This window comes from Allopontixanthobacter confluentis, from assembly GCF_009827615.1.
GTDB classification, from domain to species: Bacteria; Pseudomonadota; Alphaproteobacteria; order Sphingomonadales; family Sphingomonadaceae; genus Allopontixanthobacter; species Allopontixanthobacter confluentis.
Map to the genome: position 1 here is coordinate 655,179 of NZ_WTYU01000001.1, position 24,998 is coordinate 680,176.

A 24,998-nucleotide genomic window follows, 5' to 3' on the forward strand; every position below is an offset into this window, starting at 1 on the left:
TGCAAGGGGCGGCATAGGCGGGAAGCTGATCGCTGGCCAGAAATGGATGCGGCGATTAAGGGTTGTGCAATGTCTGACACAGCGATTCTGACCATCCGCCAGCCCGATGACTGGCATGTCCACCTCCGCGATGGCGATGTGATGCGCGGCGTGGTGGCGCATACCGCGCGCCAGTTTGCGCGTGCCATTGTCATGCCCAACCTATCCCCGCCTGTTACCACCATGGCAGCGGCGCAGGAATACCGGGCGCGCATTGCTGCCGCAGTGCCGTCAGATTGCCAGTTCGAACCGCTGATGACCTGCTATCTGACCGATTCTTCCGACCCTGACGAACTGGCTCGCGGTTTTGCGGCTGGCGTGTTCACGGCGGCAAAGCTGTATCCGGCCAATGCCACGACCAATTCCGCCCACGGCGTCAGCAATATTTCTGCAATCCGGCCGACGCTGGAACGCATGCAGGCAATCGGCATGCCGCTGCTGATCCACGGCGAAGTGACCGATAGTGAAGTGGATATTTTCGACCGGGAAGCGGTGTTCATCGACCGGACAATGGCCGGCCTCGTGCGTGACATGGCTGGCCTGAAAATAGTGTTTGAACACATCACCACGCAGGATGCCGTTCAATTTGTGGACGCAGCCGGCCTCAATGTGGCGGCGACCATCACGCCGCAGCATCTGCATATCAATCGCAATGCCATGCTGGTCGGCGGCATCCGCCCGCACGCCTATTGCCTGCCAGTGGCCAAGCGTGAAAAACACCGGCTGGCGCTGCGCAAGGCGGCAACGTCGGGGTCTGCCAAATATTTTCTCGGCACTGACAGCGCGCCCCATGCCGTCAGCGCAAAAGAAAGCGCCTGCGGCTGTGCGGGTATTTTCAACGCACCATTCGCGCTGGAAAGTTATGCTGCCGTATTCGACGAAGAAAATGCGCTGGACCGGCTGGAAGCATTCGCATCCGAAAACGGACCGCGCTTTTACGGCCTGCCGCTGAATGAAGGCACGGTGACGCTGGAACGCGCCGATGTGCTGGTGCCAGACCAGATTGACGCAAATGGCACAGATATTGTGCCATTTCACGCAGGCGAAACTCTGGGCTGGCGCCTCCGCTGACAGTTATGGCTAACAGTTGCGGCTGGCTTTTCGCTGGCTGTCAGGCGGGCAGGGTGGACTTGGCCTGCGCGCTGCGTTTGGCAACCAGGTCCCAGACAAACACTGCCAGCGCGGCCCAGATCAGGATGAAGCAGGCAAGCTGTACCGGCTTCAGTTCCTCACCGAACAGGAAAATGCCGAGGAAAAAGACAATCGTGGGCGCCAGAAACTGGATGAAACCAAGCGTGGAATAATCCATCCGCCGCGCAGCAATGGCAAATAACAACAGCGGAATGGCGGTGACCACGCCGCCTAATATCAGCAACAAACTAAGCCCGATGTCCTGTCCGAAGGATGCGCCCTGTTCGGTCCCGGCATAATAGAAAGCCACGCCGATTGCAGGCAGCAGCAGAATAGAAGATTCAATCGTCAGCCCCGGAAGCGCGCCCACCGCGACCTGTTTGCGCAGCAGGCCATAAGTGCCAAAACTGATGGCCAGTGTAAGGCTGATCCACAAGGTCGTCAGCGCGCCGCCCAGCAGTAGCGAAACTGCAACAGCCGCGATGCCCACCGCAGCCCATTGGCGCTTGCTCAGTTTTTCACCCAGAACCAGAGTGCCCAGCAGCACATTGATCAGCGGGTTGATATAATAGCCAAGGCTGGCGGCCAGCACATGCCCATCCTGGACAGCCCAGATATAGACCAGCCAGTTAATACCGATCAGCACGGCACTGGCGGTAAGGGTCAGCATGACGCGTACATTGCCAAGGGCGGCACGCACTTCTGTTCCCTGTTTACGAAAAGCCACGATCAACAGGCAGATCGGCACGGTCCAGATGATTCGCCAGCCGACAAATTCAATCGGTGGCACTGATTTGACCAGAATGAGGTAGAGCGGCAAAAAGCCCCAGATCAGATAGGCACCAAGGGCTGCGGGCAGGCCGGAAGCGCCACCAGAGCTGGATCCTGATGGTTCGGAATTACCGGCTGGCTGGGTGGGGATGGGGCGCATCGACAGCCTTTAGGACCGCGCGAAACAGGCGGCAAGCAGCGTTTCGTCCCATCAATCGGCTCGTTTCATCGCGCCTTTGTAATTCTGCACCTCTCGTTGCATTCTGTTCAGGAAAGCATCGCTAGATATGAATGGACAGACCGAGCGACGTGCTGGCCAGAAAGATAGCGAAGGAAATTACAATGCAGATCAGGAACCTCAAGCTGGCAGCTCTGGCCGTGGCCATTCCCGGACTGGCGCTGGCAACTCCGGTAATGGCCGCTGCCCCTGTGCATGCAGCCCCTGCCTACGCATCCGCCATGGCCCATGCGCCGGTATATGCAGATACCGTGTTCGAACATGGCAAGAAGCACAAACGCGACAAGCACCGCCATTACAGCAGCCATGATCGCGACCGCGAGTATCAGTATCGCGACCAGGATTATCGGGGCCAAAATTACCGCGATCAGGATTATCGCGGCCAGGATTACCGGGGAAGCTACAACCGTGCCAGCTATGGCGAGCCGGTTTATGCCAACACCCGCATCTGGCGCGGTGATAATGGGCGTTATTACTGCCGCAAGGAAAACGGCACCACCGGTTTGCTGATCGGCGCGGCAGTTGGCGGCCTGATCGGTAACGAAGTAGCAGGGCGCGGCGATCGCACATTGGGCGCCATTCTGGGTGCAGCAGGCGGCGCCATTCTCGGCCGCTCGATTGATCGCAGCAATTCGCGCTGCCAGTAAGGCTTTGACCGCAATTGGACGGTGAACCGGCACGAAAACCGGTTTTGACCGTTCCTTAAACAAGATCATCTTCGGCCACCCCACCGTGGCCGGCGCGCGGTACCCACCGGGCCGTGGAAGGCGCTCTTTACTCCTCGTGGGTAAGGAGCGCCTTTGTCTTGTGGGGCAGGGGCGTTTTGGGACATGGCCACAAATGGACATATTCATGGTTGAAACCTTCCCTTAACGGGACAGCTGCGAAATTAACCATATTTGCAGCTCCTGCGTTAACCTCCGCACGCGGGTTTGGGTGTAAGCGAGCCTGGCCATCCTGTGCCACGCTGGAGTTTCCGATGATTTTTCGCCCTGTATTTGCTGCTGCCATTCTCCCTGCAATGTTGCTCGCCAGTTGCGGCGATGGCGGGGATGACGTTGCTGCCGACACCGAAATGGACCCTGCATCACAGGCTGCGTTGAATGATCCGATCATGGTTGATCCTGATCTTGCCAGTCAGAATGAGGGCAATTCTGCGCTGACCGGCACAAATGACCGGTCCCTGCCGGCAGAGCTGAAAACACCGGCGGCCATCCAGTCCGCCCGCGAGGAAGCCATGGCACTGGTTGGCGGCAGCGTAAATCTGAAGCCCGCGCCGAAAGCGAAAAAGATTACCGGCAATATTCCCGAAACCGCGGCGCTGACCGCCGCTGCCCGCGCCGCAGTCAAGCCAGGCGGCGCAAATTGTGCCGAGGCCGCTGAATATTCGGCTGCATGGGCCGCCCGTCTGCCGCTCGCATTTCCCGTCTATCCGCGTGGCAGCACGCAGGAAGCCGCCGGCACAGACCAGGGCGCCTGCGCGCTGCGGGTGGTCAATTTCCTCACCCCGGTTCCACTGGATGATGTCGTGTCATTTTATCACACGCGCGCACGCAGCGCAGGCTATTCATCCGAGCATCTGATCCACGGCGGTGACAATATCGTCAGCGGCACCAAGGGCAGCGCGTCTTTTGTTGTCTATACCCGCCGCCAGTCCAACGGCCTGACCGAAGTCGATCTGGTGACCAGCGGCAAATAGGCCGCTGTGCCCGGTCAGGCGCTGAAACCAACGCCGATGCTGGCGCGTGGCTGTTCCATTTCGGTGCTGGCCACAGGATAGGCGCAGTAATCGGCGGCGTAATATGCTGCTGGCCGGTGGTTGCCGGAAAGGCCGATACCGCCAAACGGGGCATTGGATGATGCGCCATTGGTGGGCCTGTTCCAATTGACGATGCCGGCACGGATATTGGCCCAGAAACGGTCATAATCCTGCGGCGACCCGCCGATCAGCGATGCCGACAGGCCGAACCGCGTGCGGTTCGCTTCGGCAATACCATGGTCGAGGCTGTCTACCTTGATGACTTGCAGCAGCGGCCCGAATAGCTCCACATCGGGCTTGTCGCTCATCTCGGTCGTATCGATGATGCCGGGCGTTAAAAACGGCAGGGTTTCATCGGGCCGGGTCATGTGCTTGATCGCCTTGCCGCCGTTCGACAGCAGGTAAACGAAGCTGTCCATCAGCTGTTCGGCAGCGATATTGTCGATGACTGGGCCCATGAATGGCGCGGGATCGGCAAAGGGCTCACCCACGATGATCCGCTTGGTCAGGCTGCGCAATTCTTCCATGATCGGGCCATACATATTCTCCGTCAGGATCAGCCGGCGCGCCGCCGTGCAGCGCTGGCCTGCGCTGGTGAAGGCAGATTGCACGATCAGCATGGCAGCATCAGGAATTTTTGGCGTATCTGCCACCACGATGGCATTGTTGCCGCCCATTTCCAGCGCAACGATCTTGCCCGGATTATTTGCCAGCTTCTTGTTGATGGCGATGCCAGCCTGGGCGGACCCTGTGAACAGCACGCCATCAATGCCGCGGTGGGCAACCAGCGCTTTTCCTTCTTCCGGGCCGCCAGGCAGAAATTGCACCACATCCGGCGAGATGCCCGCTGCGTGGAAACATTTGATCAGCAATTCGCCCACTGCCGGGGTTTTTTCACTCGGCTTGAAAATTACCACATTGCCCGCAATCAAGGCTGGGACAATATGCCCGTTGGGCAGGTGTGCAGGGAAATTGTAAGGCCCCAGCACCACCAGCAGACCATGTGGCTTGTGCCGCACGGCAGCAGTGCCCTGCAACGCGCTGTCGAAGCGTTTCTGACCCGTTCGTTCGGCATAGGCCGTGACGGAAATATCGACCTTGTTGATCACCGCTTCCACTTCGGTGCGCGCTTCCCACAAGGGTTTGCCAGTTTCGCGCGAAATCAGTTCGGCAAAGGGGTCTGCCTGTTTGCGCACTTCATTTGCGAAGCGCCGGCAGGCTTCGATGCGGCTGCCCAGCGGCTGTGCTGCCCAGGCCGGCCACGCGCGCCGCGCCCGGCTTACCGCGTCATCCACATTGCCTGCCTCACTACGCCACAATTCAACACCGGTTGCCGGTTCATAGGAAATGATTTCAGTCGGTGATTCTGGCTGGGACACTGGACAGAAACTTTCTTTGCAAATGCAGGGCGGCGTCATGACGTCGCTGGGAATAATGGGCGCGGTTGTCTTCTAAAGCACCCGGCAGGCCGGTCAATCGGTGCCGACGGGGGAAAAGCTGGCAGGCGAATGGCCAGCAGGTTGGGGCGGCTGGCCAAGAACATTGCCAAGGCGCCTGATGGCAGCGATCTTGGCGTGCAACGGTTCCCAATTATCGCTCCGGTCAATCGCTGACCAGATCGATTCCACCTCGTCGATCAGCATGCTCTGAACAGGTTCGTTGTCCCTATCCATGGCGGCTTCTTCCACCGGCTCATAGCCTTCCAGCGCATCGGCCAGATCCCCGGCGGCGTTTTTCCCGCCGCGGTGCCGGTGCCAGAATATCTCAGGCTCCATCCCGCTGGCGCGCATGGCAGCTTCGCTGGTCGCCACAAGCTGCGCGTCCCTTTCGCTACCTTGCGAGTGGACGCCCATGCGCCATGTCCAGCGCCGGGCAACAGCGGCCATATATAGCGGCCCGAACCGCTCCAGCGCGGCAATCAGCGGCGGTGCATCTGCCACTTGCCGCAAGGCGACTGCCAATTGGCCGCAATTCCAGTGCAGGGCTTCGGGCTGCCGGCCAAAGGCGTAAAGGCCCTGCTGATCGAAATAGGCGGCAGTAAAGCCTGCATCCCATTTGGGCAGCCAGCGCCACGGGCCATAATCGAAACTTTCGCCCGAAATGTTCATATTATCGGTGTTGAGCACGCCGTGGACAAACCCGGCGACCATCCAGCTTGCAGCCAGATCCGCCAGCCGTTCCACCACCTGATGCAGCAAGCACACTGCTGGCACGTCTGCGCCGGGCGCGTCCGCAGGCGGGGGAGGGCCGGGGTAATGTTTCAGGCAATAATCCACCAGCGCGGCCATGTGGCCGGTTTCCGTTGCCCCACCTGCCCCCGAACCCGCTAATGCCGCAAGGCGCTGGAAAGTGCCGATCCTGATGTGGCCATGGCTGAGGCGGACCATCACCGCAGACCTGGTGGGCGATGGTTCGTCACCGCGCCACAATTCCTCGCCCGTTTCTACAACCGACAGCGTTCTGGACGTATTGACGCCCTGCGCTTCCAGCATTTCGGTAGCCAGAATTTCCCGCACTGCCCCTTTCAGCGTCAGTCTGCCATCCCCGGCGCGGCTGAACGGCGTGGTGCCGGAACCCTTGGTACCGCAATCCAGCAAGCGCCCTGCCGCATCGCGCATCTGTGCATAAAGAAAACCGCGCCCGTCGCCTATTTCAGGATTATACACGCGGAACTGATGGCCATGATATTTGAGCGCCAGCGGCTGCGCCAGATTGCCGGGCAATGGTTCGAATCGGCCAAAATGACGCAGCCACGCGTCATCGCCCAGATGGTCCAGGCCAATCGCCTTTGCCCATCGGTCGTTTCTGAACCGCAGTTCGGTGGCGGGGAAATCAGCCGCTTGCACGGGCGATGCCAGCCAGTCTGCCAATTCCAAAATTGCAGGATCAGCGCGATAGGCTGCGGGTTGCGGTTCTGCTCGCATAGGCCGATAGTGGGGATGCGCGGGCAGCTTCGCAATAGCTCATCAGCCGGTCAGTCCAGTCCGGCAGTGCTTTTGCAGGCCGGGTTCTGCGTATATGGATAGACAAAACAGGGAAGCGCAGCGCGCCGATGGATTCAGCATTTGATGACCGTTTCTGGCAAAGCCCAGACGGCCTTACCCTGCATTTTCGTGATTATCCGGCAGCCGATGCCGCGCAATCAGAGCGGCCGCCATTGGTGTGCATGCATGGGCTGACGCGCAATGCCCGCGATTTTGCCCAGCTTGCCGACCGCCTTTCGGGCAAATGGCGCGTTATCGTGCCGGAAATGCGCGGCCGGGGTGAAAGCGAATATGCCAAAGACCCGATGACCTATAATCCGCTGACCTATGTGGCCGATGTCGAGGCGATGCTGGAGCAGGAGAATATCGGACGGTTCGTTGCCATCGGCACGTCACTGGGCGGTCTGATGACCATGTTGCTGGCGGCAAAGGACCGTTCGCGTATCGCAGGCGCGCTGCTGAATGACATCGGCCCGGTGGTCGATCCGGCAGGAATTGACCGCATCAGGGAATATGTGGGGCAGGGGCGCAGTTACCCAAGCTGGATGCATGCGGCGCGGGCGTTGCAGGACATGCATGGTGCAGCCCATCCCGAATACGGGATCGACCAATGGCTGGAAATGGCCAAGCGCGGGCTGGTGCTGCAGCAGAATGGCCGCATCGGCTATGATTACGATATGCGGATTGCCGAACCTTTCCAGCAGGACGAAGGCGCTGCGCCGCCGGATTTATGGCCCGCATTTCAGGCGTTGGAAAACACACCGCTGACCGTGCTGCGCGGCGAATTGTCAGATTTGCTCACTGCGCAGACGCTGGCCGAGATGAAGCGCCGCATCCCGCAGGCAGATGTCGTCACCGTGGCAGGTGTGGGCCATGCGCCCATGCTGGACGAGCCGGAAGCGGCCGCCGCCATAGACCGTCTGCTGGGCCAAGTGGTGTGAGCTGCCGTTCGTGAAACAGCGCATGGGCGGCAAGGCCGCGCCGCCACGCGGCGGGCAGGAAGCGCCCCATATCCTGCACCTACATTCAACTTTCGCTGCGGGCGGAAAGGAATTGCGCTGCGTCAGGCTGATTAACGCTTTTGGCGCCGGGGTGCGCCATACGATTGTCTCAGCCACGCCTGACCGGATGGATGCAGCACAACTTATTTCGCGTGATATTCCAGTGTCTTATCCGCAGAATGTCCCATCGCTTCAAGGTGCGCCAACGCCGGGTCGGTTGCAGAAAATTGCCCGTGCTCTGGCTGGTTATGATCTGGTGCTGACCTATAATTGGGGCGCGATGGATGCCGTGATGGCGCATACGCTGTTTGGCGAAGCCATGGGCCTGCCGCCGCTCATCCACCATGAAGACGGGTTCAACGAAGACGAACTTAACCGCTTGAAAACAAGCCGGAACTGGTTTCGCCGCATTGCCCTTGGGCGCGCTTCGGGGCTGGTGGTGCCATCGGAAAAACTGGAAGAAATTGCGCTGGTCACATGGGCACAGCCGCTGGGGCGGGTAAAGCGCATCGCCAATGGCATAGATACGATGACATTTGCCAAAAAACCGCGCCCCGATGCCCTGCGCGCAGTGGTCAAACGCAAGGGCGAACATTGGGTCGGCACCATGGCGGGCCTTCGAACAGTGAAAAACCTGCCCCGTTTGGTGCGGGCATTTGCTGCCCTGCCTGACGATTGGCAGCTGGTGATTGTGGGCGAAGGGCCAGAAGAAGACGCGATCCGCGCCGAAGCAGATCGGCTGGATATCGGCCACCGCCTGCATATGCCGGGCTTTGTGCCGGACCCTGCCCGATATGTGGGCCTGTTCGACATTTTTGCACTGTCATCCGATAGCGAGCAATTCCCCATTTCCGTCATTGAGGCAATGGCAGCCGGGGTGCCGGTCGCGGCGCCTGCGGTAGGCGACATTGCCGATATGGTGACTGACCTGAACCAGCCGATGATTGTGACGCCGGGCAATGACGATGCGCTGTCAGACGCCTTGGTTTTACTCGCCAGCCAGCCTGAACTGCGCAAACAGATCGGGCAGGCAAACCGCGACAAGGCACGGGCGCAATTCGATGAAAAGAAGATGATCGACAGCTACCTGCGGCTGTATGCCTCTGCCATGGGGCGCGCCACACTGGTTTGATGTGGGGCAAGCCGCTTCACTGCGCGTTCACACGTTGGGGGACAGGCAGGCAATCACCAATTGCATACTCATCCTCATCGGCTAAAGACCCGACCTTGATAATTTTCACAATTTGCAAAGGCCCTTTGTTGGCCGAGAGACTGTAATAGTGGCCCTGATACCGACAAATCCCGCTGCAAACCCTGCTGCAACCGACAAGAAGGCCGTGCGCCAGGCTGCATCGGAAGATGTGCTGCTGCGCGAAGTTGATGAAGCTGTCCGTCAGGACCAGTTTTCCAATTTCATCAGTGCCTATGGCAAACCGCTGATTGGCGCGCTGATCCTGGGCCTGGCTGCATTTGGCGGATATTTATACTGGGAAAAGCAGAACGAGGCTGATCTGGAAGCGCGATCTGAAACGCTTGTCAGCGCGCTGGACCAGATAGAGGCAGGAAATCTTGGTACAGGCTCTGCAACGCTTGATCCGCTTTTGGCGGACAAGGAAGCAGGCATTCGCACTGCAGCAAAGATGCTGAAGGCCGGCATTGCGATGGAGCAGGGCAAGGCGCAGCAGGCCGCAGAAATTTTCAGCGCTGTTGCCGCTGATAATGATGCGCCGCAGGTGATGCGCGATCTGGCCACCATTCGTGAAGTGGCAGCCACATACGACAGCCGTAAACCGGAAGACGTGATTGCCCGGCTGAAGCCGATCGCCGTGCCGGGCCATGCATTTTTCGGCAGTGCTGCCGAAATGGTGGCAATGGCCTATCTGGAACAGGGAAAGCGCGCGGACGCAGGCACTTTGTTTGCTGCCATCGCCAAGGATGAAAAAACACCCGATGGATTGCGCTCACGCTCGCGCCAGATGGCTGGTCTGCTGGGTGTCGATGCCATCGAGGACGTCGACAAGGTGCTGGAAGAAATTACCGCATCTGACAATGAAGCTGCGGTTGCAGCGGAATAAATTTCGAGGATATCGAACCCGATGAACGGCAAATACCTATCGCAAATCGCGCGGACCACGCTGATTGTGGCTCTGGCGGCCAGCCTGTCTGCCTGTGGCGGGGGATTGTTCGGCAAAAAAGGAACCAAGACCACACCCACGATTGGTGACCGTGTGCCTGTTCTGTCGCGCATTGAAAGCGGCGCACAGGTGGACCCGGCGCTGGCTGGTGTGGCGATCATCCTGCCGCCAGCGCAGGCCAATGCCGAATGGGCACAGGCCGGCGGAACGGCCAGTAAATCCTATGGCCATCTGGCCTTGGCTGACAACCCATCACCTGTCTGGACGGCTTCTGTAGAAGGTGCGACCAATCGCCGGCGTCTGGCGTCTTCCCCCGTTGTGGGCGGCGGCATGGTGATTGCGGTGGGCACTGATGGCGTTGTGAACGCCTTTGACGAACAGACCGGCGCGCGCCGCTGGACCTATCAGATGAAGGTCGATGATGATCTCGTCAGTTCCGCATTTGGCGGCGGCGCCAGCTATGCTGCGGGCCGCGTCTATGCCACCAATGGCGTCGGTGAAGTTGCCGCGATTGATGCAGCCACGGGTGACGAAATCTGGAAAGTGAAGCCTGCAGGCCCGCTGCGCGGATCGCCCACCATTGCCTTTAACGCCGTATTTGTAATGACACAGGACAATCAGATCCTGTCGCTTTCGGCAGCCGATGGTTCGAGCCAGTGGCAGGAATCCGGGTCCAGCGCGCAGGCTGGTGTGTTTGGCGTGGCAGCCCCTGCCGCCGCGCAGGGCACCGTCATTGCGGGCTACAGTTCGGGTGAATTGTCGGCCTACCGCTATGAAAATGGCCGCACATTGTGGGCTGACGCCCTGTCGCGCACTTCCATTTCGACCGAAGTGGGCGCGCTGACCGACATTGATGCCGATCCCATCATTGATCAGGGGCGGGTCTACGCTCTTGGGCAGGGTGGCCGCATGGCTGCCTATGAACTGGTTACAGGCCAGCGCATCTGGGAATTGAACCTCGCCGGCATTTCCACCCCCGCCATTGCTGGCGAGTGGATTTTCACCCTGACGGACGATGCCCGTCTGCTGGCCATTGCGCGCTCTTCCGGCAAAGTCCGGTGGATCACGCAGTTGCAACAATATCGCGACGAAAAAGACAAGAAGGGCCCCATTTTCTGGAATGGGCCGGTGCTGGCGGGCAACCAGCTGTGGGTCACCAACACCCAGGGCAAGATTTACCGTGTCAGCGTGGGCGAAGGGTCTGCCAGCCTTTACCGCGATCTGAAAACGCAGATTTCGCTGGCACCGGTAGTCGCCAACAATACCTTGTTCCTGCTGGATGATGACGGCGTCATTCACGCCTATCGCTGACATGCGCAGGGCGGCGGCACTCTTACCGCTGTCTTAACCCTTTTCCGGTAATCGGCCGGGTATGGAAAATGCCCGTTCCGATGCCGGATTTGCTGCTGTGCCAGACAGACGGCCAGCTGCACTGCCGCAAAGCGATGTGTCTGCATGGGTGGGCATTGTCGGCGCGTTGGGCTTGATCGTCTGGATCATCTTTTGCCGCAATTATGCAGCTATTGCTGAATTTTTCGATATTTCCGGCCCACGCGCGGCCATGTCTGGCCCCCATGCGGCGCTGGCAGCAGTTGGGTTCAGCGCCGGGCCGATGGCCGCCTGGTCGCTATTGGTGGACAAGGTTCATCGCAGGCCATCCACCGGCATAAATTGGGATGCGCCGCGCAGTTGGGGCGCAGATCGCAGCGTGTCCTTTATTAAACTGGCGGGCCTGTGGTCCACCTGGGTAATATTGGCGGGGCTTTATTGCCTAGGCAGGTGGTATTGGCAGGGGCAGTATCTGTTCGCGATGGATGTGCTGGCCTATGCCGCCATACCGCTGGCAGTGCTGTCGGTGCCCTATGTCTTCTGGCTTGACCGCGTGATGGTGGGGCCGCGCGACCATGCGTGGCATTTCGGCGCCATGCTGCTGGGCCGAAATGGCTGGAATGCGGGTGAAGTCAAACGGCACTGGCGCGCATGGATTATCAAGGGCTTTTTCGGCGCCTTCATGATCTCGATCCTGCCGGGCGGTTTTGCAGAAGTGGTCAATGCCGATTTCACCGGCATCATGGCTGATCCGGTGCGGATCGCCTATTTCCTCATTGGCTTTCTGTTTGTGGTGGATGTGCAGATTGGCACGGTCGGCTATCTGGTGACCATGCGGCCGCTGGATGCGCATATTCGCAGCGGTAATCCGTTTCTGGCCGGCTGGGTGGCGGCGTTCATCTGTTATCCGCCAGTTGTATTCACCTTCATGGGCGGCACCGGCGTGCTGGCATATGAAGTCAATACCGCAGGCTGGGCCTATTGGCTGGAAGGCCATAGTGCCGTGCTGTGGATATGGGCGGCCATGCTGGTTACGCTGACGGCGATTTACGCCTGGGCAACCATGGCTTTTGGCCTGCGCTTTTCCAACCTCACATACCGCGGCGTGCTGACCAACGGGCCATATCGTTTCAGCAGACATCCTGCCTATCTGTCCAAAAACCTGTTCTGGTGGCTTTCCACCATGCCATTTCTCGTCACCAGCGGATCAATGGTGGACATGGTGCGCAACAGTTTCTTCCTTGGCTGTGTCAGTGCCATTTATTTCTGGCGCGCCAAGACAGAAGAAGCGCATCTACTGCGCGAAGACGCGAAATATCGCGAATATCATTCCTGGATGGAACGAAACGGCCTAATTACTGCCCCGCTGATGGCCATCGGGCGGCAATTTTGGTCCCGCCATCCTGAAGCGAACCTGGCCCGATAGGCTCAGATCGGCTGACCTTCATCTGTCTCGTACATGCGGAGCTGGCGCATCGCCGGCGGGTTTGCTTCCATCGCCTTTTGAAAATCAGCCATGTGGGCGCTTTGCATATGGGCCTGCAATGCATCCTGATCACGCCAGCGTTCGAACAGCACCAGCACTGCGGGATCCGCCAGGTCCTGCGCAAAAGTATAATCGATACAGCCGTCTTCCTGCCGCGATGCCAGCACCATGGTCACAATGGCGTCCTTTGCCTCATCAGCCGAGCCGCCTTGCAGGCGAATTGTGCCATTAATCTGGATCATCGCGTCGTTCCCTGTCAGAAGTGGTGTTTATAGACCTGCTTGATATCGCCGTTCCATTCAGTGTGGAACTGGTCGAGCAGGCGCTGGGCAGGCACTTTGCCGCTGGCGATGATTTCATCCAGCGTTTCCAGAAACCCTGTTTCATTATCGCCGCTGGTGTTCATCCGTGCACGAGCAGTCAGGCCGGAGCGCGCGATTTTGAGCGCTTCACGCCCAATATCGCGCAGCGTGCCGCCACCGGGCACGGGCGCATCCAGGGCCAGTTTCGGTACTGCATTGCGCAGGTTTTCGCGTTCTTCCATGGTCCAGTCCTTGACCAGATCCCATGCCGCATCCAGCGCGCCTTGATCATACAGCAGGCCCACCCATAATGCCGGCAGCGCGCAGATCCGGGACCACGGCCCGCCATCAGCGCCCCGCATTTCGAGGAAACTTTTCAGCCTCACTTCGGGAAATGCGGTGGAAAGATGGTCCCACCAATCGCTTTGCGTGGGTTTTTCACCCGGCAGGACAGACAGTTCACCTTTCAGGAAATCTTTAAAACTGTGGCCCGACGCATCAATATATTTGCCGTCGCGGAACACGAAATACATCGGCACATCCAGCATGTAATCGACATAGCGTTCGTAACCGAAATCCTCGTCAAAAACGAATGGCAGCATGCCGGTGCGGTGAGGGTCGGTGTCGGACCAGATATGGCTGCGATAGGACAGGAAACCGTTCGGTTTGCCTTCGGTAAATGGCGAATTGGCAAACAGTGCGGTGGCCAAGGGCTGAAGGGCAAGGCCGGTGCGGAATTTTTTCACCATGTCGGCTTCTGATGAATAATCGAGATTGACCTGAATGGTGCAGGTCCGCAGCATCATGTCGAGCCCGAGATTGCCCACGCGCGGCATGTGGCGCAGCATGATTTCATAGCGGCCCTTGGGCATGATCGGCAGTTCTTCGCGGGTCTTGTCAGGCCACATGCCGAGGCCCAGAAAACCAACCCCGCACCGATCGCCGATCGCCTTCACCTGATCCAGATGGCGGCCCGTTTCGGCGCAGGTCTGATGCAGGTTTTCCAGCGGTGCGCCAGATAATTCCAGCTGGCCAGCCGGTTCCAGACTGACGGTGCCATCATCGCCGCGCATGGCGATAACCTTGCCGCCTTCTTCCACCGGTTCCCAGCCAAATTCGCGCAATGCCAAGAGCATGTCGCGGATGCCGCCCTTTTCATCATAGGAAGGCGCATGAAAATCATCGCGCTTATAGACCAGTTTTTCATGTTCTGTGCCGATGCGCCATGCATCCTTAGGCTTTTCGCCATTCTGCATCGGGGCAACCAGCTGGTCGCGGCTTTCGATTATGGGGTCTTCAGACCCGCCAGCTTCACGCGTGCTCATAGGGGCCGCGATACGCAACGGGTCGCCAAGAGGGAAGCCTTATTCGTCCCAGTCACCTTTTGCCGCCATCCACAAGGCAGTGGCGGCAATGGCTGCCGTTTCGCCCCGCAATATGCGCGGGCCGAGCGTAACGGGCACCGCGCCATCTGCGCCGCGCACAGCAGCGCGTTCGCCGTCTTCGAAGCCGCCTTCCGGCCCGATTAGCAAGGCCGCTGCCGCGCCGGCACTGGTGAAACGCTGCAAGGCTGGTTCGCCGCCAAGCTCATCTGCGAAAAACAATGCGCGCTGTGCCGGCCAGCCTGCCAGCAGCGCATCCAGCTTAACCGGCTGCGCAATCTGGGGCAGGGCAGTGCGGGCGCATTGTTCAGCCGCCTCTGTCACGATCAGCCGGGCGCGGTCCATGTTGAGCTTGTCCGCCACGCAGCGCCGCGTGATCACCGGCAGGATGCGCGCCACGCCCAATTCGGTGGCTTTTTCCAGTACGAGATCAAACTTGTCTTTCTTCAGCAGTGCCGCACACAGCCAGAAATCTGGGACATTTTCGCGCGGCCGCAAGCGCTCGACAGGTTCCAGAATGACATCCCGCTTGCCTGCCTGTGTCACCCTTGCTGCCCATTCCCCCGTCATGTCATCACACAGAATGGCGATGTCGCCTTCCTTTATCCGCATGACACGCGCCAGGTAATGTGCCTGATTGCCTTCGACCGGCACCGGCACGCCTTCAGCCAGCGGGCCGGGGACAAACAGGCGCGGCGCACTGCGCGGGGGCCAGGCGGGTGTTGCAGGCATGGCTTTCCACTAGGCTCCCGCCTCGGTAGGACGCAAGCATGAATGAAACGATTGTTCCTGATAGCCAGCACCGCGGCGTGATTGCGCGCCTGCCGCAAGTCCCGCGTGATCTGGCCCAGCTTGCCCGGTTTGACCGCCCGATTGGCTGGTGGCTGCTGTTCTGGCCCTGTGCATGGGGGGTGTGGCTGGCGGGCGCTGGCTGGCAACTGGCCCTGCTTGGCTGGATGCTGCTGGGCAGTATCGCCATGCGCGGGGCGGGCTGTGTGTATAATGATATTGTCGATGCCGATCTGGACCGCAAGGTTGCGCGCACGGCTGCGCGCCCTGTGGCCAGCGGACGAATCGGCAGGAAGCTGGCATGGGCGTGGCTGGTTGCACTGTCGCTGGCAGGGCTGGTGGTTTTGGTGCAACTGCGGCTGGAAGCGCAGCTTGTCGCGCTGGTCAGCCTGGCGCTGGTCGCGGCCTATCCGTTCATGAAGCGAATTACCTGGTGGCCGCAGGCGTGGCTGGGGCTGGTGTTCACCTGGGGGGCGCTGGTTGGCTGGGTCGCCATCCGGTCAGACCATTGGGACGTCATCGCTGCCCTTTATGCTGGCGCGGTTTGCTGGGTAATCGGGTATGACACGATTTACGCCCTGCAGGACCGCGAGGATGATGCGCTGGTCGGTATCCGGTCCAGCGCGCTGCGGATGGGGGCGAAAGTTAAAATCGGCATCGGCGCATTTTATGCGGCCGCAGTCGCTTTCTGGTTGCTGGCATTCTGGCTGCTGCGCGCTGATGCGCTGGCGCTGCTGGCACTGGCGCCTGCGGCATTGCACCTTGCGTGGCAAGTCGTCACGCTGGATGCTGGCGATGCGGATAATCCGCTCGCCCGGTTTCGGTCCAACCGCTTTGCCGGCGCATTGGTGGCAGCGGCCTGCTTTGTGGCGGGCAATGCGTGATGCAGATGGGGGGATAGGACGAGGCGATGTGCAATCTGTACCGCATGACCAGAAATGCCGATGAAGTTGCCAAATTGTTTGGCGCGGTTAACGACACTGCGGGAAGCAATCTGGGCGCCGAAGTCTATCCCGGATACCCCGGCATGGTGATTGAAAACGGCAGGCTGAGAGTGATGAACTGGGGGTTTCCCTTGCAGCGCAAGGGCGCAAGGGGACAGCCGCTCAAGCCCAAACCGGTGAACAATGCGCGGACGGATAAATTATCCGGTTTCTTCTGGAAAAGCTCGTTCGAAAAACGCCGCTGCCTTATCCCGCTGACAAGCTGGGCAGAAGCTGAAGGGCCAAAAGGCGCCATGACGCGAAGTTGGATGGGACTGCCTGAACAAAGCGTGTTTGCCTGCGCGGGCATCTGGCGCGGGTCTGACGAGTGGGGCGATGTCTATTCCATGGTCATGACAGATGCGGCCGGCAAGGCGGCTGAACTTCACAGCCGGATGCCAGTGCTGTTGCAGCCGGAAGATTACGCGACATATGTGACAGGCACGCCAGCAGAAGCATTCAGCCTGTGCAAACCGTGGGCCGGCGACCTGGTAATCGAGCGCACCGACCAAAGCTGGGCTGCCCGGCGCTGAACGCGGCACAGCGCCAGCGCAGAGGCCGTGATGTCTAGCGGATGACCCGCCGGTAACGCTTCGCCGCAGCCTTGGCTTGCTCGGTTTCTTCGTCTTCGCAGTCGCTCATCGCGATCTGTTCAAGCCGGTCTGCCGCATCGCCGAGCATATTCTCAAGCGCAGCTTTTTCGGCCTGCAAATTGCGCACTTCATGTTCGAGTTTGCGGTCGCTCCCGTCCGTCACCTGAACCCCTCCTTCAATCATTGCAATGCGATAGCGCCTGCGCCGGATTTTTACAACATCGGCACGCGCATTGTTCCGGGGCAGTGCGCCACAGCCTGTCCGGCCCCATTACTGGACGGCCACGCCGCCCTTCATCACGAAATCCACATCAGCCAACTGCCCGACATCGGCCAGCGGATCGCCGTCCACTGCAATCAGATCGGCCCAGGCACCGGGCTTGATGACGCCCACCTGGCCCGACTGGCCCAGCGCCTCTGCCGCATTGATGGTGGCGGCACGGATCGCATCGATCGGGGTCATGCCATATTCCACCATCACCCGGAACTGGCCGCCCACATCTTCATGCGGCATCACGCCTGCGTCAGAGCCGAAGACCATTCTGGCACCAGCCTTGCTGGCTTTTCGGAAATTGTTGCGCTGTATCTGGCCGAGCGCCCGTTCTTTCGCCAGATTTTCTTCCAGAACGCCGTTTTCAGCCCCTTTGGACAGGGTATATTCGGTGTTGAAAATGTCCATGCTGAGGAATGTGCCGTGCTTTTTTGCCAGCGCAATGCCTTCATCATCAATATAGCTGGCATGTTCGATTGTATCGAAACCCGCTGCAATGGCCGCCTTGATACCAGCCGCGCCATGGGCATGGGCAGCCGCTTTCAGGCCCCAGAAATGCGCCTCGTCCGCAATGGCAACAAGTTCATCCTGCGTCAGTTGCTGGATGCCCGGCGCGGTGTTTCGGGAAAACACCCCGCCAGTGGCGCACGCCTTGATGACTTCCGCGCCATATTTGCGCTGTTCGCGCACGCGCTTGCGCAATTCATCCGGGCTGTCACCCACAGCCGGGCTTTTGTCGACAAAACTGGGCGGCAGAAATGTGCTGTCGCAATGGCCACCTGTCGCGCCCAGCGCATGTGCGGCATTGACAATGCGCGGGCCCTGAAGCCAGCCTTCCTCGATCGCCTGGTCAAGCCCGACCACATTGTAATCATCCGCCCCCAGATTGCGCACGGATGTAAAGCCCGCTTTCAGCATCCGGCCAACATTGACAACGCCGATGACAGTCCAGAAACGGTCGGTAAATTGCAGCCCGCTATAGCCGCCATATTCCGGCCGGCCATCCAGATGCACATGCATGTCGATGAGGCCGGGCAGGATGGTCATACCGGGCAGATTGACCAGTTTTGCCCCTTCCGGTGCAGCAGCGCCGCTTTCCACCGCAGCGATCTTGCCGTCGGTAATGGTAATCAGCGGCGCTTCGACATAGCGCCCGCTTTCCACGTCCAGCAATCTGGCGGCAGAAACATACGACGTTTCGGCAAAGGCTGGTGTGGTTGTGGCCGCAAGCATGGCCGCAGCGGAAAGAAACGGGTTAAACACGGCCGCAGGTTTCACAGGCTTCATCCCTTGAAAAAATCAGATTTCCGGCCCCAGCGTTGGGTCCAGATCGCGCGGGCGGGTGAATTGCACCAGCCTGCCGCAATCCTCGTCAAGATCTGCCCAATCATCGATATCGAGTTCGAACAGGGCAAAGGTGGCAGTGGGGTATTTGCTGGCGGCCTGATCGAACAGGGCATCTTCCGATGCGGGCGGCACCAGCGCGAACAGCAATTCCTGAAGGCCAGGATTATGGCCCACGATCAGAACCGCGTCTGCATTGCCGCCTTTTTCCCGCAACACATCCACCAGCGTGTCCGATCCGGCCAGATACAGGCGCTGGTCAAATACCGGATCAAGCCCGGGAAGGGCCGCTTCCAGTGTGCGCTGCACACGTTCAGCCGGGCTTGCCAGCACCAGATCGAAACCGATGTTCTGCCGCGCAATATGCTTGCCAATCAAACTGGCACCCTTGCGTCCGCGATCATTCAGGCCGCGATCAAAATCGCGCATTGCCATATCGTCCCAATCCGACTTGGCGTGGCGCAGGAGGCCGAGTGTCTTCATGGGCTTTTCTTCACAGGCGTTTTTTCACGGGGAGGGGCATACTTTCAATCTGGGGCGGCAATTGCGGATGCTGGTGTATCGGCGATCAGCGTATCTTCGCAAACACTTTTGCCGACCCGTTGTAAAGCCTCGTCCAATGTTACGCGGATGACAGGCGTGCCAGCAGGGAAGGCATTGAGCAGCCGGCTGGGGAAGGCTGCGCTCAACACCACAAAATGGCCGCGATCATCACGGCTGCGGATCAGCCGCCCGAATGCCTGCGCCAGTTTTGCGCGGATCAGCCGGTCATCATAGGCGCTGCCGCCATTGGCCGCGCGCCGTGCCCGGTGCAGGATGGTGGGGCGGGGCCAGGGCACTTGTTCCATCACCACGCAGCGCAGGCTGTCACCGGGCACATCGACCCCGTCCCGCAACGCATCAGTCCCCAGCAATGTCGCGCGCGGATCATCGCGGAAAATATCCACAAGCGTGCCTGTGTCGATCGGGTCGACATGCTGGGCATAAAGCGGCAGGCCGGCGCGGGCGAGCCGGTCTGCGATACGTCCATGCACGGCGCGCATCCGCCTGATGGCGGTAAACAAGCCCAATACGCCGCCGCCGGCCGCTTCTATCAGCCGCGCATAGGCGCCTGCCAGCGCTGGAATATCGCCGCGTTTGATATCGGTCACGATCAGGACTTCGGCCTGTTTCGCGTAATCAAACGGGCTTTGCGCTGTGGTCAGATGCGGATTGGCGTCGATATGCGGCGCACCCGAACGGGTAATGGCAGCGTCCCAATCATCCCCATCGCGCAGGGTGGCAGATGTCAGCATGACACCATGCGCGGGTTCCAGCACAACCTTGGCAAAGGGTTTCATCGGGTCCAGCCAGCGGCGGTGAATGGCGATATCGAATTCGCGCGCGTCGGATCGGTCCACCGCCAGCCAGTCCACAAATTCAGGGTCAGCCGGGCCGCCCAGCCGATTGAGCAGCGATTCCCACGCGGCCAGCAGATCCACCCGCCATGCCAGCGAATGGCGCGCCCCTTCAATGCGGGCGCGGCCCTGACCATCCAACCAGTCCGGCGCATCTTCCAGCACGGCTTCCAGCCGGCCTGCCAATGTCACCAGCGGATGCCGGATGGCCGCCAATGCGCCCTGCGCCTGACCTGCCAACTGGACGAAATTGCCTTCCAGCCCCGCAGCCTCTGTCTCGATGCCATAGCCTGCTTCCTGTCCGCCGCTTTCATCGCGTGCGTAGGTAACTGCGCGAACCCCTGCGAACAGCTGTTCCAGCGGGCCATACGCCTCGCCATCATTCAGCCGTTGCAGCCACCCGTCAGACGGCAGTGCTTGAGCTGCCTGGATCGCATCATCCACGGCCTTGCCGCCCGCTTCGTCATAGCTGGCAACATCGGCCAGCCGGGCGGCCAACCCGCGCCGCCTGCCTCGTGATTTTTTCTCCGGGCCGATGATCCAGCGGCGCAGCTCGATCGCTTCCTGCCCGGTTAGAGCGGCTGCAAATGTGGAATCGGCCGCTTCGAAGACATGATGGCCTTCGTCAAAGATGATGCGGCTGGGCCGCTGCGACGGGTCGCGCCCGCGGGCCGCGTTAATCATCACCAGGGCATGGTTGGCAATCACCAGATCGGCCCGCGCACTGGCCCTTGCGGCGCGTTCGATGAAGCATTTGCGGTAATGGGGGCAGCCGGCATAGACGCATTCGCCGCGCTGGTCAGTCAGTGCGGCAATGCCCCGTTTGGCAAACAGCGTCCCCAGCCAGCCGGGCAAATCCCCGCCGATCATATCCCCATCGCGGGAATAGGCAGCCCAGCGCCCGACCAGCTGCGCCAATATGGCAGCCCGCCCGCCGAAACCGCCTTGCAACGCATCTTCCAGATTGAGCAGGCACAGGTAATTTTCGCGGCCCTTGCGGATGACAACCGGCTGGGTGCCATCGGCCCTGCGTTCCGGCCATGCCCGCCTGCTTTCGGCGCGCAGCTGGCGCTGCAAATTCTTGGTGAAAGTGGACACCCACACAGTGCCTTGGGCCGCGCTGGCCCACAGTGATGCAGGCGCCAGATAGCCCAGCGTCTTGCCAATACCGGTGCCCGCCTGCGCCAGCAGCATATGGGGCAATTCGCGTTTCGCTCGGGGGGCGAAAATCTTGGCCACGTCGCGCGCATACAGCCGCTGGCCCTCGCGCCGTTCCGCGCCATCACCGGTCAGATATTCCAGCTGCGCTTCCACCGCATCTTCAGTCAGCGAAATCTGCGCCGGTTGCGGCCGGTCAGGCGATTCTTCCCATTCGGGCAATTTGGAGAACAGCCATTTTTCCGCCCGTTCGGGCCGCTGGATGTGGGGCGCGCACACCTGCGCCCACGGCCAGCGCAGCTTGACCAGTGATTGCAGCGTCGACCATGCGCCATCACGTTCTGCCAAATCACTGCTTTCGCAGGTTTCCAGCAGGACGCCGGCCGCCATTTGCAGCAAGGCGGGCACTTCATCGTCAGTTACAGGTTCCGCAAGGTTCAGCGCATGGGCCAGCCCCTTGGGCGTAGGCACCATGAAGCGGGCCGGATGGATGAAGGCAAACAGTTCCAGCAGATCAAGCCCTGACAAGTCAGGATAGCCAAGGCGCGATGCAACAAGCGGCGCATTCAACATTAACAGCGGCGTATCGGCCGCCGCCATGATCGCCTCGCCTTTGGAAACGCCTCTGATGGGGCCATTGGCATCGCGCAGCCATGTCCCGGCATGGCTGGCATGCAAGGCCGGTAGGGGGAGGGGCTGCGCCATGGCCTGTCGATAGAACGAAAAGGCAACCTGTGGGAAGTGGTGACGGCAAATATGCTTTGGATAGTGGCCAATTGGCTGTGCATCACAGGCAGCCACAGCGTGAAAGACGCGGTTTCGCAGCTGCACTTCGCACTTGCACAATGCGCAACAACCCGCAAAAGCCTGTGGCCATGACTGATCTCACACTTCGCGAAGCTGCAGCGCAATCCAAGGCATGGCCTTTTCAGGAAGCCCAGCGGCTGCTGAAACGCTATCCGCAGGGCAAACCCGGCGGCAGCGCGATGCTGTTCGAAACAGGGTATGGCCCATCGGGCCTGCCGCATATCGGCACGTTTCAGGAAGTATTGCGGACGACTTTCGTGCGCCGCGCCTATGAAGCGCTGACGGGTGAAAACACGCGTCTGGTAGCCTTCAGCGATGATATGGACGGCCTACGCAAAGTGCCAGACAATGTGCCAAACCAGGCCATGCTGACTGAATATCTGGGCAAGCCATTGAGCCGCATTCCCGATCCGTTCGAAAAATTCGAAAGTTTCGCCGCGCATAATAACGCCCGGCTGCGGGAATTTCTCGACCAGTTCGGTTTTGAATATGAATTCGTATCGTCGGCAGAACGCTATGGTTCTGGCGCGTTTGACGATGCGCTGAAGAATGTGCTGCGCCATAATCAGGCCATTTTGGACATCATGTTGCCGACATTGCGCGCAGAACGGGCCGCATCCTATTCGCCCGTCTTGCCAATTTCCCCGACCACCGGCAGCGTGCTTCAGGTGCCGGTTGAAATTATCGATGCCGATAGCGGCCTGATCCGCTTTACCGATGAAAACGGCGAAACGGTGGAACAGTCCGCCTTGGGCGGTCAGGCCAAGCTGCAATGGAAAGTGGATTGGGCCATGCGCTGGGTGGCACTGGGTGTCGATTATGAAATGTATGGCAAGGATCTGACCGATAGCGGCGTGCAATCGGGCAAGATTGCCAAGGTGCTGGGCGGCCGCAAGCCAGAAGGCCTGATTTACGAGCTGTTTCTCGACCAGAATGGCGAAAAGATTTCAAAATCCAAAGGCAATGGCCTGACCATCGAGGAATGGCTGACCTATGGCAGCGAGGAATCGCTCGGCCTTTATATCTTCCCCAATCCCAAGAGCGCCAAGCAGTTGCATGTCGGTGTTATTCCGCGCGCGGTTGACGAATATTGGCAATTCAGAGCTGCGCTCGCAGACCAGCCGCTGGACAAGCAGCTGGGCAATCCGGTGTGGCACCTGGCCCGTGCCAATGGCGGTTGCGAAGGCAGCGAAGCGCCCGGCGCAGGCGATAGTTTGCCAGTGACTTATGGCTTGCTGCTGAACCTTGTGGGCGTGCTGGGCGCGGATGCAACGCGCGAACAGGTATGGTCCTATCTTGCCAATTATGTGCCGGATGCAGACCCGGCCAACCATCCGGATCTGGATGTGCTGGTAACCTGTGCGCTGGCCTACAACCGTGATTTTGTGGCGCCCACCCTGCACAAACGGGCGCCAACCGCGACAGAAGCGGCGGCTTTGGAAGCGCTGGATAGCCAGCTGGCGCAATTGGGCGATGATGTGCCGGCAGAAGATTTGCAGACGAAAGTCTACGAAATCGGCAAGGACGAGACCTTCGGGTTCGAAAATCTGCGTGACTGGTTCCGCGCGCTATATGAAACACTGCTCGGCAGTTCGCAGGGGCCGCGCATGGGCAGCTTCATCGTATTATATGGTATTGAAAACACGCGCAAACTGATTGCAGAAGCGATCGCCAAAGCCTGATTTTTCGGGCCCAGCGGCGCCGCTCAGGTCCAGCGGCGCGTGCGATACCATTTGGTGATGATGTATTTCACCCCTTCTTCCACCGGCATTCCGGCGTGGATGGTGGCTGGATTGGGTGAGCCATCGGGCAGCGAATTGTTCCACATCAGCAGCACGCCGGGCTTGGGATCGATGTTGATGCCAATATCGGTAAATTGCGTCTGACCGCCTTTTTCAACCGGGTTCAGGAATGCCATGGTAGTCCAGCTGCGCTGGCCGCCACGTTTGCGCTCCACCTTCCAATAATCCTGGTCGGTGTAAAACCAGTCATTATGCGCCTTGAACTGCTGGCCCGCCATGTAACGTTGGCCCTGAATAGTCTCACCGCATTCCGCTTTCATGCCCAGCAAATCATCAATCCGCCTCGAAATGCCCTGAATGAACGGATCCCGGCTGTCGACATTGCCTGAATAGGACGTTCTGAAGCCCGACGAATAATCAGTATCGAACAGCTTGCTGGGCTGCGCCACCACGTCGATCATCCGTTGCAGGCGGGTGCATTCTGCCCCTGTCAGAAACTTGCCGATGGCATAAATTTCCGCCTTTTCCGTGGGAATTTTATACACTTTGGGGTCGGCTTCCAGCCGTTTGCGGACAGTAGCGCCGACACGGGCAAGCGCGTCCTTGTCAGGAATGATGGCAGTTTTGGTCATGGCCGAAATTCTAGCACCGTGCATCGCATCTGCAAGCAGCCGCTTGCTGCTTTTCACAACAGTGTTAGAAATCCCTGTGTCTGACTTTGAAAGGGACGGGAATGAGTGACATTGGAACTGGAACTCGGGCCAGCATGGGTGTCAGCACTGGCAGTGCGCAGAACCGATATTCAACCGGGGCGATGGTGTTCCACTGGGTCATCGCGATTGCCGTTATTGCCAACTGGCGCATTGCCGCTGTTGCAGAACATGCATCAGAAACCGATGCTGCTTATTGGATGGGGCACCACAAGGCGCTGGGCATTTCGATCTTGGCACTCAGCATCTTGCGCCTGCTGTGGCGTCTGGCCCATCCTGTGCCGGCAATGCCGAACAGCTATGCGACGTGGGAAAAAATGCTCGCCCGCACGGTGCATTTCATTTTCTATGTCCTGCTGATCGGCCTGCCCATCGGCGGCTGGCTGGGCGTTTCGCTGTTTGGCGGCAATGTCGATATGTGGGGCCTGTTTACTTTGCCGGGCCTTCCGGTGGGCGAAGCCAGGGAAACCGGCAAGGCCATTATCGGCCTGCATAAAACCGGCGGGGAAATTTTCATCTATCTCATCGCGCTACACATTATCGGCGCGCTGAAACATACGTTCTGGAACAAGGACGGCACGCTGTTCAGAATGCTGCCGTTCGGTAAGCCTAACCGTTAATCGCGTCTTGCACGCTGACAAATGAAA

23 protein-coding genes are annotated in these 24,998 nt (G+C 59.7%); 12 read left to right on the forward strand and 11 right to left on the reverse strand.

What is annotated here, in order from left to right:
* Nucleotides 1–69 precede the first annotated feature (69 nt).
* Nucleotides 70–1,110 (forward strand): dihydroorotase, encoded by a 1,041-nt coding sequence (pyrC, locus tag GRI44_RS03045; RefSeq protein WP_160599980.1) that lies wholly within the window; start codon nt 70–72, stop codon nt 1,108–1,110.
* Nucleotides 1,111–1,150: 40 nt separating this feature from the next.
* On the opposite strand, the gene rarD is transcribed toward pyrC, so the two are convergent.
* Entirely contained in the window at nt 1,151–2,101 is a 951-nt protein-coding gene (rarD, locus tag GRI44_RS03050; protein WP_160599981.1) for an EamA family transporter RarD, read from the reverse strand.
* 131 nt (nt 2,102–2,232) lie between these two features.
* On the opposite strand from rarD, the gene GRI44_RS03055 reads away from it, so the two are divergent.
* Entirely contained in the window at nt 2,233–2,826 is a 594-nt protein-coding gene (locus GRI44_RS03055) for a glycine zipper 2TM domain-containing protein (protein ID WP_332872338.1), read from the forward strand.
* Between the two features lie 332 nt (nt 2,827–3,158).
* Nucleotides 3,159–3,878 (forward strand): hypothetical protein, encoded by a 720-nt coding sequence (locus tag GRI44_RS03060; RefSeq protein ID WP_160599982.1) that lies wholly within the window; start codon nt 3,159–3,161, stop codon nt 3,876–3,878.
* 14 nt (nt 3,879–3,892) lie between these two features.
* Here GRI44_RS03060 and astD read toward each other — a convergent pair whose 3' ends face one another.
* Together astD and GRI44_RS03070 are read right to left on the reverse strand one after the other, a co-directional pair.
* The gene (gene astD / locus GRI44_RS03065; RefSeq protein ID WP_332872339.1) at nt 3,893–5,317 is read right to left on the reverse strand and encodes a succinylglutamate-semialdehyde dehydrogenase; all 1,425 of its coding nucleotides are present in this window, start codon (nt 5,315–5,317) and stop codon (nt 3,893–3,895) included.
* Between the two features lie 93 nt (nt 5,318–5,410).
* Nucleotides 5,411–6,862, reverse strand: coding sequence for a protein adenylyltransferase SelO family protein (locus tag GRI44_RS03070; protein WP_160599984.1), 1,452 nt, complete (start codon nt 6,860–6,862; stop codon nt 5,411–5,413).
* A gap of 128 nt (nt 6,863–6,990) precedes the next feature.
* Between GRI44_RS03070 and GRI44_RS03075 the strand changes: the two genes are divergently transcribed.
* The 5 genes from GRI44_RS03075 (at nt 6,991) to GRI44_RS03095 (ending at nt 12,813) form a co-directional block, all read left to right on the forward strand.
* Nucleotides 6,991–7,863, forward strand: a complete 873-nt coding sequence (locus GRI44_RS03075) for an alpha/beta fold hydrolase (protein ID WP_160599985.1) — start codon at nt 6,991–6,993, stop codon at nt 7,861–7,863.
* Between the two features lie 22 nt (nt 7,864–7,885).
* A complete protein-coding gene (locus GRI44_RS03080; RefSeq protein WP_160601212.1) occupies nt 7,886–9,055 on the forward strand; it encodes a glycosyltransferase family 4 protein in 1,170 nt (389 codons plus the stop codon).
* A gap of 148 nt (nt 9,056–9,203) precedes the next feature.
* The gene (locus GRI44_RS03085; RefSeq protein ID WP_160599986.1) at nt 9,204–9,998 is read left to right on the forward strand and encodes a tetratricopeptide repeat protein; all 795 of its coding nucleotides are present in this window, start codon (nt 9,204–9,206) and stop codon (nt 9,996–9,998) included.
* A gap of 21 nt (nt 9,999–10,019) precedes the next feature.
* The gene (locus GRI44_RS03090) at nt 10,020–11,369 is read left to right on the forward strand and encodes an outer membrane protein assembly factor BamB family protein (RefSeq protein ID WP_160599987.1); all 1,350 of its coding nucleotides are present in this window, start codon (nt 10,020–10,022) and stop codon (nt 11,367–11,369) included.
* A 61-nt stretch (nt 11,370–11,430) separates the two neighbouring features.
* Entirely contained in the window at nt 11,431–12,813 is a 1,383-nt protein-coding gene (locus GRI44_RS03095; protein WP_160599988.1) for a methyltransferase family protein, read from the forward strand.
* A gap of 2 nt (nt 12,814–12,815) precedes the next feature.
* Here GRI44_RS03095 and GRI44_RS03100 read toward each other — a convergent pair whose 3' ends face one another.
* Genes GRI44_RS03100 through GRI44_RS03110 form a run of 3 tightly spaced genes read right to left on the reverse strand, consistent with a single transcriptional unit; the run spans nt 12,816 to nt 15,289 of the window.
* Nucleotides 12,816–13,115, reverse strand: a complete 300-nt coding sequence (locus GRI44_RS03100; RefSeq protein ID WP_160599989.1) for a putative quinol monooxygenase — start codon at nt 13,113–13,115, stop codon at nt 12,816–12,818.
* 14 nt (nt 13,116–13,129) lie between these two features.
* Nucleotides 13,130–14,500 (reverse strand): glutamate--cysteine ligase, encoded by a 1,371-nt coding sequence (locus tag GRI44_RS03105; protein WP_160599990.1) that lies wholly within the window; start codon nt 14,498–14,500, stop codon nt 13,130–13,132.
* Between the two features lie 39 nt (nt 14,501–14,539).
* Nucleotides 14,540–15,289, reverse strand: a complete 750-nt coding sequence (locus tag GRI44_RS03110; RefSeq protein ID WP_160599991.1) for a 16S rRNA (uracil(1498)-N(3))-methyltransferase — start codon at nt 15,287–15,289, stop codon at nt 14,540–14,542.
* Nucleotides 15,290–15,327: 38 nt separating this feature from the next.
* On the opposite strand from GRI44_RS03110, the gene ubiA reads away from it, so the two are divergent.
* Both ubiA and GRI44_RS03120 read left to right on the forward strand, forming a co-directional pair.
* Nucleotides 15,328–16,230, forward strand: a complete 903-nt coding sequence (ubiA, locus tag GRI44_RS03115; RefSeq protein ID WP_160599992.1) for a 4-hydroxybenzoate octaprenyltransferase — start codon at nt 15,328–15,330, stop codon at nt 16,228–16,230.
* Between the two features lie 26 nt (nt 16,231–16,256).
* Nucleotides 16,257–16,862 (forward strand): SOS response-associated peptidase, encoded by a 606-nt coding sequence (locus GRI44_RS03120; RefSeq protein ID WP_160599993.1) that lies wholly within the window; start codon nt 16,257–16,259, stop codon nt 16,860–16,862.
* Between the two features lie 34 nt (nt 16,863–16,896).
* Here the strand turns inward: GRI44_RS03120 and GRI44_RS03125 are convergent, their stop codons facing one another.
* From GRI44_RS03125 to GRI44_RS03140, 4 genes are all read right to left on the reverse strand, one after another.
* Nucleotides 16,897–17,085 carry a hypothetical protein gene (locus tag GRI44_RS03125; protein ID WP_160599994.1) on the reverse strand — a complete coding sequence of 63 codons (189 nt, stop codon included), beginning with the start codon at nt 17,083–17,085 and terminating at the stop codon, nt 16,897–16,899.
* 108 nt (nt 17,086–17,193) lie between these two features.
* On the reverse strand, nt 17,194–18,426 hold the full coding sequence (locus tag GRI44_RS03130; protein WP_160601214.1) for a Xaa-Pro dipeptidase: 1,233 nt from the start codon (nt 18,424–18,426) through the stop codon (nt 17,194–17,196).
* Nucleotides 18,427–18,492: 66 nt separating this feature from the next.
* The gene (locus tag GRI44_RS03135; protein ID WP_160599995.1) at nt 18,493–19,020 is read right to left on the reverse strand and encodes a SixA phosphatase family protein; all 528 of its coding nucleotides are present in this window, start codon (nt 19,018–19,020) and stop codon (nt 18,493–18,495) included.
* Between the two features lie 44 nt (nt 19,021–19,064).
* Complete coding sequence (locus GRI44_RS03140) at nt 19,065–21,797, reverse strand: ATP-dependent DNA helicase (RefSeq protein WP_160599996.1); 2,733 nt, start codon at nt 21,795–21,797, stop codon at nt 19,065–19,067.
* Nucleotides 21,798–21,967: 170 nt separating this feature from the next.
* Between GRI44_RS03140 and GRI44_RS03145 the strand changes: the two genes are divergently transcribed.
* Entirely contained in the window at nt 21,968–23,581 is a 1,614-nt protein-coding gene (locus tag GRI44_RS03145) for a lysine--tRNA ligase (RefSeq protein ID WP_160599997.1), read from the forward strand.
* A gap of 23 nt (nt 23,582–23,604) precedes the next feature.
* Here the strand turns inward: GRI44_RS03145 and GRI44_RS03150 are convergent, their stop codons facing one another.
* The gene (locus tag GRI44_RS03150) at nt 23,605–24,273 is read right to left on the reverse strand and encodes a prolyl hydroxylase family protein (RefSeq protein WP_160599998.1); all 669 of its coding nucleotides are present in this window, start codon (nt 24,271–24,273) and stop codon (nt 23,605–23,607) included.
* Nucleotides 24,274–24,374: 101 nt separating this feature from the next.
* On the opposite strand from GRI44_RS03150, the gene GRI44_RS03155 reads away from it, so the two are divergent.
* Nucleotides 24,375–24,971 (forward strand): cytochrome b, encoded by a 597-nt coding sequence (locus GRI44_RS03155; protein ID WP_232842955.1) that lies wholly within the window; start codon nt 24,375–24,377, stop codon nt 24,969–24,971.
* Nucleotides 24,972–24,998: the final 27 nt, after the last annotated feature.